Consider the following 16470-nt stretch of genomic DNA (forward strand, 5'->3'; position numbering starts at 1 on the left):
GCGGGTGTTTTTGCACCCGCTTCAATTTATTCTGTGACTTTATAAACCACTAAATTTTCACGGTATTCATCTGGCCTATGGTTGTGCCAAAATAATCTCATGCCTTGTGGCGCTGGTTTTACCTCTTTTGATAACACGATTAGCCAGCGGCACTGTTCGGGTTTTTCGAACCTATCTTGCCTTTGATGCAAAACTTTTGTGTAGTAGTACAACATTGGAGCTTCAGATTCGCCAATGTTATCGGAAGCCATGCAATCATTAGCAGTATATTGCCCTGCTAAATGTTGTTTTAAATCGACAAAGACCCCTTCGAAACCTTTTGTGTAATCAATCCAACCCAAAAATAACGTTAAGATCACGCCCCAAACAGTGCAGAGACCAAGCACCCAGTTTTTCATCATTTGAAACGCAGGGGAAAGGTTTGGGATGATCCGGTTACGCAAGAACCAAACAAGTGTAATAAATACCCCGCAGAAGAAAGCGATAGTGGAGAAGGGCATTTCGTAGCTCATGGGAAGCCAGCGGCTAAACAATGTTAAGTATTCTTGATGGTGCCCTGTTAGTACAATGAAATAACTGACCCACAAAAACACGACCACTAATGACCAAAATACCGCACAGAAACGCGAAAGCCCATTTAAGACTTTTTCAGGAATCGCTAACAGCACAGGGGTGCCAATAATGGCCATCGGTGCGATAAAAGGGAGAAGGTACAATGCCCGACCGGATGCTGAGATTTGCAAAAAAACGATACCTAAGAGTGGGAATAGCGTCAGTAAGTAGGCGTTGGAATTAGTTAAGCGTTGAATTGGGTGGCGTAAGAAGTAAGCCACAGCCAGTAAACCGGATGGAAGGGCAAACAATGAAACGGCCGCAGGAATACGTGTTAAATTCGCTTTTGCACCTAGTTTTTCAACAGAAAACCCAAAAAAGCGCCCGATATTATTTTCCCAAAACCATACCATAAATAAATCAGGGTGTTGCAAGTAAAGTAAAATAGGCCAAGGGAGAATAGCAAGAAGGGCGAGCAACCCAGCAGCAAAACTGTAGAGCCAAAATTGTTTTGTTCGGCATTGGGCTAAAAATACAGGGGCTAATAACAGACAGATCCACAGAACACCGGGAATAAAGACGCCCTTTGAGAGCATCGTTACAACGGTGCCTAGGCAAAGCCAAATGGCAGACATGCCCATTTTTTGTTGTTGGATCAAGCCTAATAACCCATAAAGCCCGATTGTTGCACCTGCTATTAGGGCGACGTCAGTAAACATATCATGGCTATGGCGGAGGATCCCCGGCGCACAAGCATACAGTGCAAATGCAATCCAAATACGGGTATCGGTAAAGTCTTTTGCAATAAAAAAGCGGCGAGCCAATAGAATAAAAAATGAAAAATTAACCACCGAGAAAAACAAACTGGCGGTTCGTGCCGCATCATAAAGTGGCATAACCCCTGAAAATAAATGGGAGGTTAGGGTCGCGACCCAATAATAAAGCGGGGGTTTTTCCATAAAGGGCTCGCCCGCGTTGGTTGGAACGAGCCACTGCCCTGTTTCATACATGGTTTGAATAATACCAAAACTGTAATTTTCATCTTGTTTCCATGGGCTATGGCTATAAATACCAGGGAGTAAATATAGAGCAAGAAAACAGATAAAAAGCAGCAAAACACCCTGTTGCAACGTGATTGATGGTGTATTTTTATTTGACATATTCATTTAAGACTTTAATTCGTTGTGATAAAAATAAAACAATAACCATGGTAAATAATAATTTAGTTTATATATTTAAAAATAATATTTACTGAGTAACGGATATATTTACTTTGTTAAAAAATATTATTTTATAACGCATGTTTAAACTATTTTACCATGAAATAATAATGAGTTAGCTAAACGTTTTGTAAGCAAATATTCGGTGATTATACCAAAGAAAATAATCGTGCTATCTAAACAAAGTCTATATGAAACTGAATTAGTTATTTCCACTTATTTTATTATTAATAAAAGGTGAGTAAAAATCGGTATTATTCACAAAACTGAATTTTTCTTTGGCGGGTATTCTATTTTTCTAGGTTGAAAATGGAATGAGATGCATGCAAAAAACTAAAAACACTTGATCATTTGCCCGTTTTCGAACGATAATTGCTCTCCTCACAATACGCCTTACTCTTATTTTTAAGCCAAACGATTGCGCAATTGTTTTTATTGAGGTTTTTTCCCTTAATTCATTTGGTTTTTATAAAAACGTAATCGTTTACGTCAGCGAATGTGTGATAAGTCAGCAAGATGGGCATACAAACTTACTGGCTTTTAAAATGTTCGATTACCATTAACAGCAGAGGTATACCATGTCAGGCCAACAGGCTTCATCCAACTGCAAATTGGATTCATTTTTTAAGATCACCGCGCGCGGCTCTTCCGTTCGTCGTGAAATCATCGCAGGGTTAACGACATTCTTAGCGATGGTTTATTCTGTTATCGTTGTGCCTGGTATGTTGGGGCAGGCCGGTTTCCCGCCTACTGCCGTGTTTATTGCAACGTGTTTAGTGGCGGGTTTTGGTTCATTACTCATGGGGTTATGGGCAAACTTGCCGATGGCCATTGGTTGTGCCATTTCACTTACCGCCTTTACCGCTTTCAGCTTAGTTTTAGGTCAGCAAATTAGTATTCCTGTTGCGTTAGGTGCGGTGTTCCTAATGGGGTGTCTGTTTACGATTATTTCTGTCACAGGCATTCGTAGCTGGATTTTACGCAACATGCCAATGGGGATTGCTCATGGGACGGGAATTGGTATTGGCCTGTTTCTATTACTGATCGCGGCAAATGGTGTCGGTTTAGTGATTAAAAACCCAAATGCAGGTTTACCTGTCGCGTTAGGTGAATTTACCTCTTTCCCTGTTTTAATGTCACTCGCGGGTCTCGCTGTTATTTTCGGATTGGAAAAACGCCGTGTGCCAGGTGGCGTGTTATTAGTGATTATTGCGATTTCAATCATTGGTTTGATTTTCGACCCTTCGGTGAAATATCAAGGCCTATTTAAATTACCATCACTGGGTGATGATGGCCTTTCGTTGGTGTTCAACATGGATATCATGGGGGCATTACAGCCAATGGTATTACCAAGTTTATTGGCATTGGTAATGACGGCAGTATTTGATGCGACGGGCACTATCCGCGCAGTAGCTGGGCAAGCTAACTTATTAGATAAAGACGGGCAAATCATTGACGGCGGAAAGGCATTAACCGCTGACTCTGTAAGCAGCATTTTTGCAGGTGCAATTGGTGCTTCACCCGCGGCGGTTTATATTGAGTCCGCTGCTGGTACCGCCGCAGGTGGTCGTACTGGTTTAACCGCCGTTGTTGTCGGTGTTTTATTCTTGTTAATCCTATTCTTATCTCCATTGTCATACCTCGTACCGGCTTATGCGACAGCACCTGCACTGATGTACGTTGGTTTGTTAATGTTAAGCAACGTTTCAAAATTAGATTTTGATGACTTTGTTGATTCAATGTCTGGCCTGTTGTGTGCAGTGTTTATTGTCCTGACGTGCAATATCGTAACGGGTATTATGCTTGGCTTCGCCGCGTTAGTGATTGGTCGTATTTGTGCAGGTGAATGGCGTAAACTGAATATCGGAACTGTTGTGATTGCGGTCCTTTTGGTGGCATTTTATGCTGCTGACTTAGCAATCTAAAGTTAATTCTAGTTACAAGGCGGGGGTTGTTACCGTCTTGTAACGCATTATTTTGATTAATCGCAATGTATAAATTTTTTTCCCATAGAACGGTGGCTAGCGATAGAATAGACATAGAGCGGTGAATTAAGTGGATGTGCTGTTTTCCACTCGTAGCCGCTTGATTGTCATAATCGAGGTCTGGACGGTGCTATCTCTTACTATGCGGCGGCAGGCAATTTTGAGTTCTGGTCGTCTGGTTAATCAGTAAGGGCAACATGGAAATTTTCTTTACTATTCTTATTTTGATTTTAGCCGTCTCTGTTTCAGGGGTTGCCGCTAAAATTCTTCCTATCCGTATTCCGCTTCCACTTATTCAAATCGCGATTGGTGCATTGTTGGCTTGGCCGCAATTTGGCTTGCATGTCACCTTTGATCCTGAATTGTTTATGGTTCTATTGATCCCACCTTTGCTGTTTGTTGATGGTTGGAAAACACCCACTCGCGAATTTTTCCAAAATGGCCGAGAAATTTTTATTCTCGTACTGGTTTTGGTCTTAGTTACTGTTGTGGGAATGGGGTTCCTCATTCACTGGTTACTACCTAGCATTCCATTGATTCCTGCCTTTGCACTTGCTGCGGTACTTTCGCCAACAGATGCGGTTGCGTTGTCTTCTATCGTTGGAAAAGGGCGAATTCCGAAGCGCATGATGAGTGTCCTTGAAGGTGAAGCATTGATGAACGATGCTTCCGGTCTGGTGGCATTGAAATTTGCTGTTGCTATTGCGATGGGAACTATGGTGTTTAGCGCTTCAGGGGTGACTATTGAGTTCTTCAAAGTTGCTGTAGGGGGCTTATTAGCAGGGATTATTGTAACGTGGTTGTACAGTAAATCCTTACGGTTAATGAGCCGCTGGAGTGGGGATGACCCTGCGACGCAAATTGTCTTTATGTTATTGCTGCCATTTGCCTCATACATGATTGCTGAACATATTGGTTTTTCTGGTATTTTAGCTGCCGTTGCGGCAGGGATGACAATCACTAAATCTGGCGTGATCCGCAATGCACCTCTCGCGATGCGTTTGCGGGCGGATAGCGTTTGGTCGATGTTAGAGTTTGTATTTAACGGTTTAGTTTTCATCATGTTAGGGCTACAGTTGCCTGGTATATGGGAAACATCGGTTATTCAAGCAGATCTCGACCCAAGTGTTGAGACATGGATGTTATTTACCGCGGTTGCTGCGATTTATTTTGCCTTGTTATTACTGCGTTTTTGTTGGCTGTGGCTGATGAAAAGGTTTAGCCGTTTGTTCTTAAAGAAAAAACCGCTGCAATTTGCGAATTATACTGTGCGTGAACTGTGGTTGGCGTCATTTGCGGGTGTGCGCGGGGCAATTACCTTAGCGGGTGTGCTCTCTATACCGCTATTTTTAACGGATGGGTCACCGTTCCCTGCCCGCTATCAGCTTGTGTTTATCGCTGCGGGAGTTATTTTGTTTTCCATTTTTGCAGGGGTGATAGCACTGCCATTATTACTGCGAAACTTTAAAGTGGGCGACAAAGAAGCGGATGCCAGCGAAATTCGGATGGCGAAGGCTAAAATGGCTGAAGTGGCGATTGTCAGTTTGAATAAAATGGAGGAGCGTTTATCTGCGGACGTGGATGAAAAGCTCGACTCAGAAGATATCAGTGAAGTCGCTTCTCGTGTAACGGGTTATTTGAGACGCCGTACGGCGGGGCAAGATGAAATTGAACATAATTTGCAAATTGAAGACCTTGAACGACGTTTTCGCCTGACGGCATTGCGTGCTGAACGTGGTGAACTTTATCACTTACGTGCGACGAAAAAAATCAGCAATGAAACCCTGCAATCTTTATTGGTCGACTTGGATTTATTAGAAGCCGTGCTGATCGAAAAAGAGCATTAAAACGAAAAACCGAGTATTCTACTCAACATTCTTTAGTTTGAGACAGAATACAGCATTATGTGGTTACTCGTTATCACGACGCTGCTTTGGGCAGCGTCTTTTAGTTTGATTGGTGAATATTTAGCAGGCCAAGTCGACAGCTGGTTTTCAGTGTTAGTGCGTGTTGGCCTTGCTTCACTGGTATTCCTACCTTTCCTACGTTGGCGTCAATTTAGCGCTAAAGTGATTTCACTCTATATGTTAGTGGGCGCTTGCCAGCTTGGGATCATGTACCTATTTGTTTTCCATGCCTATCAATACCTAACTGTGGCGGAATTTTTGCTATTCACAGTATTAACGCCACTGTATGTCACACTAATTTATGATTTATTAGAGCGTCAGCCACTGCGTAAAGGGTATTTATTTAGCTCTTTGTTGGCGGTGATTGGGGCGGCAATTATCCGCTATGACCATTTGAGTGAATCGTTCTGGCTAGGGCTTTTGTTCGTGCAATTAGCCAATATCTTTTTTGCTATCGGGCAGGTAGGGTATAAGCGTTTGATGGAGGTACATCCCATTCCTCAACATCAGGCTTTCTCGTGGTTCTATCTGGGCGCAACCTTAGTGGCACTCATTGGCTGGTTACTGTTTGGTAATAAATCCATGATGCCAACCACAAACCTCCAATGGGGAGTGCTACTGTGGCTTGGTGTTGCTGCATCCGGTATTGGTTATTTTATGTGGAACTATGGGGCGACAAAAGTAGATGCTGGAACCCTAGCTATCATGAATAACATGATGGTCCCAGCCGGTTTATTAGTGAATTTCGCCATTTGGCAGCAACATCCTAATTGGTTGAGTTTTACCATTGGATCGAGCCTAATAATTGCGTCTCTTTGGGTGCATAAGCGCTGGATACTTTCGCGGGCTTCACATACGAAAGGTTCTCCACAGCGTGATCCGTCGCGGTCTCAGTAAATGCCTCAATAGCTGGCTGGCGCTGTTCTCCTTCACGGCATGCAGCGTACAGTCGGCTCCACAACCCACTTCCCAACGTTTTAGTCTTAATCAATCCTTGTTTTTCAAAGGAATCAACTGCCCAATGGGGTAATGCAGCGATACCCATTTTGGCCGCGACCATTTGAATTAGAATCAGCGTATTATCTACATTTTTTACGTTCGGTGAAACGCCCGCAGGTTGCAGAAAATGACGCCAAACATCAAAGCGTTCCCGTTGCACAGGGTAGAGCAATAAGGTTTCATCCGCTAAATCGTGGGGCGCTATTTGCGGTTTTTTCGCGAGCGGGTGGTCACTTGCCACAATCAGTTTCACTTCATAATCGAACATTGGCGTGTAATGAATACCTTGGTCAGGCAGGATATCGGATGTCATCACAAGGTCGAGCTCTCTTGAAAGCAATTCAGGTTGTGGGTCGAAAGTTACACCTGATTTGAAATCGACACTCACTTGCGGCCAAGTCTGCCTAAACTGCTGCAACGCAGGTGTTAGCCATTGGATGCAGCTGTGGCATTCGATAGCAATACGCAGCGCACAAACCCCCGGCTCATTACAGACACGAATGGCATCTTTTACCAATGGCAGTACTTGCTGTGCCAATTGCAGTAACACTTCCCCTTGTGGCGTAAAACGTAATGGCTGGCTTTTTCGCACAAATAAGCGAAAGCCTAACCGGTGCTCTAAATCACTAAACTGATGTGACAGAGCCGATTGTGTTTGGTGCAAGTGTGTTGCTGTTGCCGCTAATGAACCGTATTGGCTGAGCGCTTGCAATGTTTTTAAATGTTTTAATTCGATCATGAGAAACCTTCACGGTGACAATGAAATATTTGCGCTTGTGCTTTATACAGTACCTGTTGATTATGGATGTGTAAACATCTAGACGGCTAAATATTTTAAGGGGTCAATATGTCTGTTATAAATCATACACTTGGTTTTCCACGCGTCGGTCTGAAAAGAGAGCTAAAACGAGCACAAGAAGATTATTGGGCAGGCAAGATTGACCAATCTGCGCTTTTAGCTGTGGGTCATGAGTTGCGTGTTCGTCATTGGGAACAGCAAAAAAATGCGGGTGTTGAACTGTTACCCGTTGGTGATTTTGCTTGGTATGACCAAATTCTGACAACCAGTTTATTATTAGGCAATGTGCCACCACGCCATCAAAATAAAGATGGTTCTATTGATTTAGATACCTTATTCAGAGTTGCCCGTGGTCGTGCGCCAACAGGAACTCCCGCACCAGCAGGTGAAATGACAAAGTGGTTTAACACGAACTACCACTACATTGTGCCTGAGTTCCAAAAAGGGCAAAAATTCGCCCTATCTTGGAATCAATTGTTTGATGAAGTTGATGAGGCACTTGCATTAGGGCACAAAATTAAGCCAGTTATTGTAGGGCCAATCACCTACCTATGGTTAGGAAAGGTCAAAGGTGAATCATTCGATCGTTTATCTCTGCTAAATGAATTATTGCCAGTTTACCAACAAATATTGGCGCGTTTAGCTGAAAAAGGCATTGATTGGGTGCAAATTGACGAACCTGCATTAGTGCTGGATTTACCCGTTGAATGGCAACAGGCTTACCAATCAACCTATCAAGCGCTATCTGGTCAAGTAAAACTACTACTTACCACGTATTTTGATGGCATTAGTCATCATTTAGATATCATCAAACAATTACCTGTGCAGGGCTTGCATGTAGATGTTGTGGCGGGGTCAGATGATATTAAAAAGCTGCACCAAGCGCTGCCTGCTGACTGGGTTTTATCACTAGGCGTGATTAATGGTCGTAATGTCTGGAAAGCGGATCTGGGTGAAAAATTTGCCCAAGTAAAACCGCTGCTAGGCCAGCGCTCAGTGTGGGTGGGAACCTCTTGTTCACTGTTGCACAGCCCCATTGATTTGAATGATGAAACGCGTTTAGATGCGGAAGTGAAAAGCTGGTTTGCGTTTGCATTGCAAAAATGTGAAGAGCTTGCCCTACTGAGTAAAGCACTCAATCAACCCACAGAGACAAACATCGCATCGTTAGAAACATACAGCGCACCAATCCGTGCCCGCAAAACATCAACGCGAGTGAATAATGCCACCGTCGCGCAACGTTTAGCGGCAATTCGTGAGGGGGATGCAGAACGTACTAGCCCATATCCTCAACGTGCGCAGCTTCAGCGTGAGCGTTTCAACTTACCGTTATGGCCAACGACCACGATCGGCTCTTTCCCTCAAACCAGTGAAATTAGAACATTACGGTTAGATTTCAAAAAAGGTAATGTGGATAAAAACAATTACCGGACAAATATTAGCGAGCACATCAAACAGGCGATTAAAGAACAAGAAATTTTGGACATCGACGTGCTGGTACACGGCGAAGCTGAACGTAACGACATGGTCGAGTATTTCGGCGAACATTTTGATGGTTATGTATTTACACAAAATGGTTGGGTACAAAGCTATGGCTCACGTTGTGTGAAGCCTCCAGTGATTATCGGCGATATTAGCCGCCCAGAGGCCATTACCGTTGAATGGGCCAAATATGCGCAATCACTGACGGAAAAACCCGTCAAAGGCATGTTGACGGGGCCTGTCACTATCTTGTGCTGGTCATTCCCACGTGAAGATGTCAGCCGTGAAACCATCGCAAAACAAATCGCACTTGCGCTGCGTGATGAGGTGGATGATTTACAAAAAGCGGGTATTGGTATCATTCAAATTGATGAACCTGCGTTACGTGAAGGCTTACCACTGCGTAGGAATGAGTGGGCGGCATACTTAACATGGGCTGTCGATGCTTTTAAACTGAGCGCCGCGATTGCTGAAGATGACACGCAAATTCATACGCATATGTGTTATTGCGAGTTCAATGACATCATGGATTCGATTGCCGCGCTAGATGCAGACGTGATTACCATTGAAACCTCACGCTCAGATATGGATTTATTGGATGCATTTGAAGATTTTGACTATCCAAATGAAATTGGGCCGGGTGTGTACGACATTCACTCGCCAAATGTACCTAACGTAGAGTGGATTGTTGCACTGCTCCGAAAAGCGGCAAAACGTGTTCCTGTTGAGCGTTTATGGGTCAACCCAGATTGTGGATTAAAAACCCGTGGTTGGACGGAAACTCGCCAAGCTTTAGCCAACATGGTTGAAGCTGCGAAATTGCTAAGAAATGAGCATACATCTTAAGTTAATGATAAAAGGTAGGGCTTCCTACCTTTTATCTTTTAGTTAGTTGGCAACTAATTGTTTTCTATCTTTCATTTTCATCACAAAAAACAGTAATGAGAGCGAGATTAAAACGTTTACTGCTGCCAAAATAGGTAAAATATGAATTGCATTAAGGTCAATGACAAGACCTCCAGCAATTGCACCAAATGCCATGCCAAACTGAATAAATGCGGTGTACAAGCTAAAAATAATATTTGTTGATTCAGGGGCTAAACTGATTAATTTATATTGTAATGCAGGTCCAGAAGACCACGCCGCCATTGACCAGACAAACAGGAGTAGGTAAATCGTACTAATACTAAAGCCAAGTAAAGCTAAGAAAATCAATGCACCCGCATGAAGTAAAAATCCACCAATAATCGCAGTACTATAACTAAATTTATCGGTTGCCCATCCCCCCATCTTGGAGCCAATTAAACTGGCTAAGCCGCATACCAGCAATATTTGGCTAATCTCATCAGCATTAACATGGGAAACCATCAGCAAGTAGGGTGAAATGTAAGAGTAAATAATGGAAAATGCGCTAATCCACAAGAAAGTGATTGCAAATAAAATCGCAATGTTTTTGTTTTTTAAAACCGCAAACTGCTGGGTAAGTGGAACGGGTTTGTCACCATGAACTGCGGGGATGGCATACAGAATTGCTAGCAAAAACAAAATAGCTAAGACACCAATGCCAAGGAAAATAAAGCGCCAATTAACAACGCTAGAAATTAAGCGACCGAGTGGAACACCAACCACTAATGCCATGCTAAAGCCAATGATAATCATAGCTATCGCACTGCCTTTTTTCTCTGGTGCAGCTAACTTGGCGGCAATAACTAATGCGATGACTTCAATGACACCTGCACTGACGCCTGAAATAGCGCGTGCAATGTTGATTGCCAAAAAGCTTTCCATCCATAAAGTAACAACATTGGCTAATGCAAAGATAATTAATGCGATGATAAGTAGCTGCTTTCTATCCCATTTACCTGTAATTGCAATAATCGCAGGTGTACCAACGGCAAAAGCAATAGAAAAAATGGTGATCATTTGCCCGACCATTGAAACGGATAAATGTAAATCCACAGAAATTTGGTCTAAAATTCCCGCAATTATATATTCTGCGGTTCCGACCAAAAAACTGATTGCTGCAAGTAAATATATTTTCATAATAGACTGAATAATCAAATTGATAATACCAAGATGCACCTTGAATTAACCTCTGTTTTTTTGAGTGATAAAAAGGGCACTTGAACGTGTTATCGATAACAATTAGATTATTAGCTAATTGTATTAACGAGTCAAGCCTCTGGCGAATGGAAAAGGTTTGAATTAAAGTAACTAATTCATATTTTAGAAAATTATTGATTTTTATTAATTGGTATTGAAGTGATGAGCAATCAACTGCTTATTTAGAGAGATGAATAGGTTCCATGATGAAACAGGTCGAAAATACACCACATTTAGAATCCGTGCTGATCAAATCAACGGCACTCGCTAATGATAAACGTCTTCAAATCCTTGCGTTACTGAAGGAACCTTCATTGTATTTTTCTGATGAGCAATGGGATCAAAATGAAGGTGTGTGCGGGTTGTACATTGCTGAAAAATTATTGATTTCGAAGCCGACGGCGTCATCACACCTCAAAATATTAGGACAGGCAGGCTTTTTAATACCGACAAGAATAGGTAAATACACCTATTTCAAGAGAAATGAGTTAGCATTAAATGCATTTTCCGAACTTATTCAAGAATTGTAACCAGATCACAATGAAATAAAAGGTAGAGTTACCTACCTTTTACTGTGTATTTGGCTATTGAATTAACCAAATAATTTTGACTTCAACAGATTCATGCCAATAGAAGCAAGGTCAAGGCTCTCTGGAAGTTCACCATTTGGTGTTGCACTATCAACCAGTTGAGGGAGATATTTAGCAACTAAATCTGACGTTGATTGTGTATCTAAACCCACTGATTGCGCGAGCTCTTGAATATTAACGTTACCAAAAATTTGCATTAATTGGCTTCCATCAATCGGTAAATTTGCCCCTTCGCTAATCCACGAAGTAATAATGCCACCTAAGCCTTGCTCGTTAAATTTATCAACGACACCAGACAGACCACCTTGGTTTTCAATCCACTTAATAACGGATTGAAACTGTTGCATTTTATCGCCTGCAACCATGCCTAACATTTGATCTAATAGCCCCATTTTTGACTCCTAGGTAACATACCAATTGATGCTCTCATTCATAGTATGGAGCATTATTCGAAAAATTGTAGGTCGCTATTTTGATCAATTTATTTTTCAGGTCAATGAAAATGAGGCATTGTCGATAACTAAATGTATAAAAACATAATTTAAATGTTTTGAATGGAAGCTATTAGTCCAAAATTATCAGGTAACTTATCAGTAAGAGGGCAGATTAAGTTCTCTTTAATACATTTTCGATAATCGCCTACATTCATCTATACTGATTGCATCTTAGCCCGAGTTTGGCTGTAAGGTGTATTTAGTGTGATCAAAATCACGTTTTATTGAAAATAAAATGATGATGTTTTCATTAAAAGAGATACTCATCACTAAATTGACCTGTGCTTATCGCTATATTAATAGCAGCTAATTAATTCAATGATGCCATTGTGTAAAGGAGTTTGATATGTCTGACGTTTTCCACTTAGGTTTAAAGAAAAGTGACTTACAGGGTGCAACCGTAGCGATTGTTCCTGGGGATCCTAACCGTGTTGAAAAAATTGCACGTCTGATGGATAACCCTGTGCATCTTGCGTCATTGCGTGAATATACCTCTTGGCGTGGTGAGCTCGACGGTAAAGCCGTCATTATTTGCTCAACGGGTATTGGTGGTCCATCTACCTCTATTGCAGTTGAAGAGTTAGCACAATTAGGGATCCGTACTTTCCTACGTATTGGTACAACAGGTGCAATCCAAGAAGATATTAATGTGGGTGATGTATTAGTCACTACAGGTGCAGTACGTTTAGATGGTGCGAGCCAGCACTTTGCACCACTTGAATACCCAGCTGTGGCTGATTTTGACTGTACTAATGCATTATTTGCTGCGGCAAAAGATGCGGGTGCAACGGTTCATGTGGGTGTGACAGCATCTTCAGATACCTTCTACCCAGGTCAAGAGCGCTATGATACCTATACTGGCCGTGTTATGCGCCATTTCAGAGGCTCAATGAAAGAGTGGCAAGATATGGGCGTCATGAACTATGAAATGGAATCAGCAACGTTACTGACCATGTGCTCAAGCAGTAAAGGTCTACGTGCAGGCATGGTTGCAGGAGTTATTGTTAACCGTACACAACAAGAAATTCCAAATGAAACATTACTGAAGAAAACAGAAGGTAATGTGCTAAGTATTGTTGTTGAAGCAGCACGTCGCTTATCGTAGTCAATGATTTACTGGCTCGCCTATTTAAAAATTCACTCGGTTGTGGAAAGACAATAGGCGGGCTTAGTCTCGCTTCTAAGTTATTCACTCTAGATATAACCCCGTCAAATTTTTAACAATTTGTAATGAATTTCCAGAAAATATCCTGATCCTCTTATGCGTTAGATCTGTTATTGTCATAAAAACAATTATCAATATTATGTGCCCTTTAATCGTTTGGGTTGCATCTTTTTTATTCGCAACTTGAACGTGTGCTGTGGGCAAAAGGAATGATTATGTCAACAACACCTTATCTTCACCCCTCCGTCCTTCCACTCAAAGGTGGCATTAACTTTCGTGATTTAGGCGGGAAAAAGCTATCAAATGGCAATAAAATCAAGCCAGGTGTGCTGTTTCGCTCTGGGGCATTAGACCGCTTAACGCAAGATGATGAAACTGTTTTACAATCACAAAATCTTTTTCAAATCATTGATTATCGCGATGAAGTTGAAATTATTGCTAAGCCGGATGTGGTGTGGCAAGGGGCGCATTATGTCCATGCTCCAGCAAATCCATTAGCAAAAGAAGTTACCGCAAACTTAGATAAACTCACGCCAGAGATATTAGAACAGTTTGACCCACAAGCCTTTATGTTCCGTTTGTATGAATTATTACCACTGAACAACCCTGCATACCATCAGCTGGTGAGTATGCTACAACAACCAGAAAAAGGCGGGATTGTTCAGCACTGTGCAGTCGGGAAAGACCGTACTGGTGTCGGTTCGGCGCTGGTTTTATTTGCGTTAGGTGCTGACCTAGACACAGTAATGGAAGACTATTTACTCACTAACGAAACATTAGCGCCTTATCGTAAGCACCTACTTGAAGAACACGCAAAAACCATGAGTGAAAGTGTGGTGAAAAAGTTTGAGTATGTGTATTCAGTTCGTGAAGAGTTCTTACAAACAGCTCTAAAAAGTATTGAAAAACAATATGGTAATGTGGATAAGTGGTTGGAAGCTGATTTTGGCCTAGGCTTAAAACAGCGTGAAGAATTACAGCAACACTTCCTCGAATAATATGCACTAATTTTGCTGAGGCTGTGTAACTAAGGATTTTGTCACATAGCCAAGCTGAATTTATTGTTTTGTTTAATCTTGATTTATCAGTTTTTCGCTACTGTAATACATCAAACCATTGATGAAAGGAATGTGCTGTGACGCTCAATGAAATAGTGACCGTTGTGACGGACTTTACTCGCGAACATGAAGTATGGGCGCTACCAATTATTTTCTTTCTTGCATTTGGTGAATCTCTCGCTTTTCTATCACTCCTTTTACCTGCAACGGTGATTTTGCTCGCGCTTGGGGCTTTAATTGGCGAGAGTAATATCGTCTTCTGGCCTATTTGGCTAGCCGCTGCATTAGGCGCCTTCTTTGGTGACTGGCTTTCTTATTGGTTTGGTTTCCATTACAAAGAAAATGTTCGCAAGATGTGGCCAATTTCCCGTAACCCGCAGATGATTGATAAAGGGCAACGGTTTTTTGATCGTTGGGGTATTTGGGGAATTTTCTTTGGACGTTTTTTTGGGCCATTAAGAGCTGTTGTGCCTTTGGTCGCAGGGATTTGTGCGATGCCACAACGGCATTTCCAGCTTGCCAACATTGCTTCTGCGATGATCTGGGCATTTGGCATCCTTGCGCCGGGTGCGCTAGGCCTTAAATGGTTTGCGAGCTGGATAGGCTAAGCTTGCGAAGCGGCTCGCAAATAAACGGCTGTAAACGAAATTACCTCTGGACACTTATACAGTATCCCATTACCTTACACTAGATTTTGTAAAGTAAGGATTTAATCGTGGATACCTCTCTTTTATATGCTGTTATTGGTGCGTTGAGTGGCATTTTGGTCGGTGGTTTAGTGACGTGGTTTTCTATTGCCCAAAAAATTACGCATAAAGATCAAGAACTGCAACAGGCTTACCGTCAACTTGCAGCCAGCGATGAAAAAAATGTGCATCTTGCTCAGTGGAAAGAGGAGTATGACAGGCTTGATCAAGAGCTTCGTACACAACGTGATATTAATCGAGAGCAAGAGGCTGAATTACGTGAAGTCATCACTCGATTAGAGCAAAATCAACTCGCTAATGAAGAAAAACAGCGCATTTTACAGAACAGCGAGCAGCGCTTAACGACTCAGTTTGAAAACTTAGCGAATCGTATTTTTGAGCAAAATGAACGTCGAGCCTCAGAACAGCAGCAAAAAAGCTTATTAGCCATGTTATCGCCATTTCGTGAACAATTAGACGGCTTTCGCCAACAAGTTCAACAAAGCTTTGGTGAAGAAGCAAAAGAAAGGCATACACTAGCTTATGAAATTAGGCAGTTGCAGCAACTCAACAATCAGATGACCAAAGAGGCCGTTAACCTAACGCGTGCGCTAAAAGGGGATAACAAAATACAGGGTAATTGGGGGGAAACTATCCTAACCCGTATCTTAGAAGTTTCTGGTTTGCGCGAAGGCAGTGAATTTGAAACCCAAGTTAGCATCAATACGGGGTATAATAGCCGCTATCAACCTGATGTCATTATCCATCTTCCAGAAGGCAAAGATGTGGTAGTTGATGCGAAAATGTCTTTGGTGTCTTACGAGCACTATTTCAATAGTGAAGATCCACATGAGCAACAACAAGCATTAAAAAACCATGTCGCTTCCATTCGTAATCATATGCGAATGCTGAGCCGAAAGGATTATCATCAGTTACCGGGAATCCGTTCGTTAGATTACGTTTTAATGTTTATTCCTATTGAACCAGCCTATTTGCTAGCGTTGAAAGAAGCACCTGAGTTACTTGATGAGGGGATAAGGCAAAATATCATGTTAGTTTGCCCATCCACCTTGCTAGTGGCGGTTCGAACAATTAATAATATATGGCGCTATGAGCGGCAAGGGCAAAATGCCCAAGAAATTGCGGATAAAGCAGCAAAAATGTACGACAAGCTGCGTTTATTTGTGGATGATATGCAAGTTTTAGGCTCCAGCCTTGATAAAGCGAATAATACTTACCATTCGGCGATGAAACGTCTTGCTCAAGGGCGAGGCAATTTAATTAGCCAAGCGGAAAGTTTTAAGGAGCTAGGGGTAGAGATAAAACAACCTATTGAGCCTCAACTTGTTGAGCGGTCGGATTCGCCTAATTGTGCGGAATCGTAGACTTCTGATAGGGTTTTACCTCAAAGGCTGTTACACTTCCTACAA

General features: G+C 42.1%; 13 protein-coding genes. 9 read left to right on the forward strand and 4 right to left on the reverse strand.

What is annotated here, in order from left to right; translation table 11 throughout:
- Positions 1-26: 26 nt before the first annotated feature.
- Positions 27-1712 (reverse strand): ArnT family glycosyltransferase, encoded by a 1686-nt coding sequence (locus tag AC4IFT_RS19070; protein WP_490752303.1) that lies wholly within the window; start codon positions 1710-1712, stop codon positions 27-29.
- A gap of 638 nt (positions 1713-2350) precedes the next feature.
- Between AC4IFT_RS19070 and AC4IFT_RS19075 the strand changes: the two genes are divergently transcribed.
- From AC4IFT_RS19075 to AC4IFT_RS19085, 3 genes are all read left to right on the forward strand, one after another.
- Complete coding sequence (locus tag AC4IFT_RS19075) at positions 2351-3697, forward strand: NCS2 family permease (RefSeq protein WP_490736767.1); 1347 nt, start codon at positions 2351-2353, stop codon at positions 3695-3697.
- Positions 3698-3954: 257 nt separating this feature from the next.
- Positions 3955-5604 (forward strand): Na+/H+ antiporter, encoded by a 1650-nt coding sequence (locus tag AC4IFT_RS19080; RefSeq protein ID WP_490736769.1) that lies wholly within the window; start codon positions 3955-3957, stop codon positions 5602-5604.
- Between the two features lie 57 nt (positions 5605-5661).
- On the forward strand, positions 5662-6561 hold the full coding sequence (locus AC4IFT_RS19085) for a carboxylate/amino acid/amine transporter (protein WP_490752283.1): 900 nt from the start codon (positions 5662-5664) through the stop codon (positions 6559-6561).
- Here AC4IFT_RS19085 and metR read toward each other — a convergent pair.
- Positions 6446-7402 carry an HTH-type transcriptional regulator MetR gene (gene metR, locus AC4IFT_RS19090; RefSeq protein ID WP_353244235.1) on the reverse strand — a complete coding sequence of 319 codons (957 nt, stop codon included), beginning with the start codon at positions 7400-7402 and terminating at the stop codon, positions 6446-6448. The two genes, AC4IFT_RS19085 and metR, sit on opposite strands and share 116 nt — an antisense overlap.
- Before the next feature lie 108 nt (positions 7403-7510).
- On the opposite strand from metR, the gene metE reads away from it, so the two are divergent.
- Complete coding sequence (gene metE / locus AC4IFT_RS19095) at positions 7511-9790, forward strand: 5-methyltetrahydropteroyltriglutamate--homocysteine S-methyltransferase (protein WP_490736775.1); 2280 nt, start codon at positions 7511-7513, stop codon at positions 9788-9790.
- A 42-nt stretch (positions 9791-9832) separates the two neighbouring features.
- Here the strand turns inward: metE and AC4IFT_RS19100 are convergent, their stop codons facing one another.
- On the reverse strand, positions 9833-10987 hold the full coding sequence (locus tag AC4IFT_RS19100) for an MFS transporter (protein ID WP_490752285.1): 1155 nt from the start codon (positions 10985-10987) through the stop codon (positions 9833-9835).
- Positions 10988-11253: 266 nt separating this feature from the next.
- Here AC4IFT_RS19100 and AC4IFT_RS19105 point away from each other — a divergent pair, with 266 nt between their 5' ends.
- Complete coding sequence (locus AC4IFT_RS19105) at positions 11254-11577, forward strand: ArsR/SmtB family transcription factor (protein ID WP_490752287.1); 324 nt, start codon at positions 11254-11256, stop codon at positions 11575-11577.
- A 62-nt stretch (positions 11578-11639) separates the two neighbouring features.
- On the opposite strand, the gene AC4IFT_RS19110 is transcribed toward AC4IFT_RS19105, so the two are convergent.
- Positions 11640-12029, reverse strand: a complete 390-nt coding sequence (locus AC4IFT_RS19110) for a YidB family protein (protein WP_490736781.1) — start codon at positions 12027-12029, stop codon at positions 11640-11642.
- Positions 12030-12477: 448 nt separating this feature from the next.
- Here AC4IFT_RS19110 and udp point away from each other — a divergent pair, with 448 nt between their 5' ends.
- From udp to rmuC, 4 genes are all read left to right on the forward strand, one after another.
- On the forward strand, positions 12478-13236 hold the full coding sequence (gene udp / locus AC4IFT_RS19115; protein WP_353244238.1) for a uridine phosphorylase: 759 nt from the start codon (positions 12478-12480) through the stop codon (positions 13234-13236).
- A gap of 275 nt (positions 13237-13511) precedes the next feature.
- Positions 13512-14294: a tyrosine-protein phosphatase gene (locus AC4IFT_RS19120; RefSeq protein ID WP_490736783.1), complete on the forward strand. Its 783-nt coding sequence runs from the start codon at positions 13512-13514 to the stop codon at positions 14292-14294.
- A gap of 137 nt (positions 14295-14431) precedes the next feature.
- The gene (locus tag AC4IFT_RS19125) at positions 14432-14962 is read left to right on the forward strand and encodes a DedA family protein (RefSeq protein ID WP_353244240.1); all 531 of its coding nucleotides are present in this window, start codon (positions 14432-14434) and stop codon (positions 14960-14962) included.
- Between the two features lie 107 nt (positions 14963-15069).
- Complete coding sequence (gene rmuC / locus AC4IFT_RS19130; RefSeq protein WP_490736785.1) at positions 15070-16425, forward strand: DNA recombination protein RmuC; 1356 nt, start codon at positions 15070-15072, stop codon at positions 16423-16425.
- The last annotated feature ends 45 nt before the right edge of the window (positions 16426-16470 follow it).

It is taken from the genome of Providencia sp. UF-183, assembly GCF_058246155.1.

What these genes read in the sequence shown, in the direction of transcription:
- AC4IFT_RS19070 (WP_490752303.1), bottom strand. Translation starts at nt 1,712, where the DNA reads ATGTCAAATAAAAATACACCATCAATCACGTTGCAACAGGGTGTTTTG.
- AC4IFT_RS19075 (WP_490736767.1), top strand. Translation starts at nt 2,351, where the DNA reads ATGTCAGGCCAACAGGCTTCATCCAACTGCAAATTGGATTCATTTTTT.
- AC4IFT_RS19080 (WP_490736769.1), top strand. Translation starts at nt 3,955, where the DNA reads ATGGAAATTTTCTTTACTATTCTTATTTTGATTTTAGCCGTCTCTGTT.
- AC4IFT_RS19085 (WP_490752283.1), top strand. Translation starts at nt 5,662, where the DNA reads ATGTGGTTACTCGTTATCACGACGCTGCTTTGGGCAGCGTCTTTTAGT.
- metR (WP_353244235.1), bottom strand. Translation starts at nt 7,402, where the DNA reads ATGATCGAATTAAAACATTTAAAAACATTGCAAGCGCTCAGCCAATAC.
- metE (WP_490736775.1), top strand. Translation starts at nt 7,511, where the DNA reads ATGTCTGTTATAAATCATACACTTGGTTTTCCACGCGTCGGTCTGAAA.
- AC4IFT_RS19100 (WP_490752285.1), bottom strand. Translation starts at nt 10,987, where the DNA reads ATGAAAATATATTTACTTGCAGCAATCAGTTTTTTGGTCGGAACCGCA.
- AC4IFT_RS19105 (WP_490752287.1), top strand. Translation starts at nt 11,254, where the DNA reads ATGAAACAGGTCGAAAATACACCACATTTAGAATCCGTGCTGATCAAA.
- AC4IFT_RS19110 (WP_490736781.1), bottom strand. Translation starts at nt 12,029, where the DNA reads ATGGGGCTATTAGATCAAATGTTAGGCATGGTTGCAGGCGATAAAATG.
- udp (WP_353244238.1), top strand. Translation starts at nt 12,478, where the DNA reads ATGTCTGACGTTTTCCACTTAGGTTTAAAGAAAAGTGACTTACAGGGT.
- AC4IFT_RS19120 (WP_490736783.1), top strand. Translation starts at nt 13,512, where the DNA reads ATGTCAACAACACCTTATCTTCACCCCTCCGTCCTTCCACTCAAAGGT.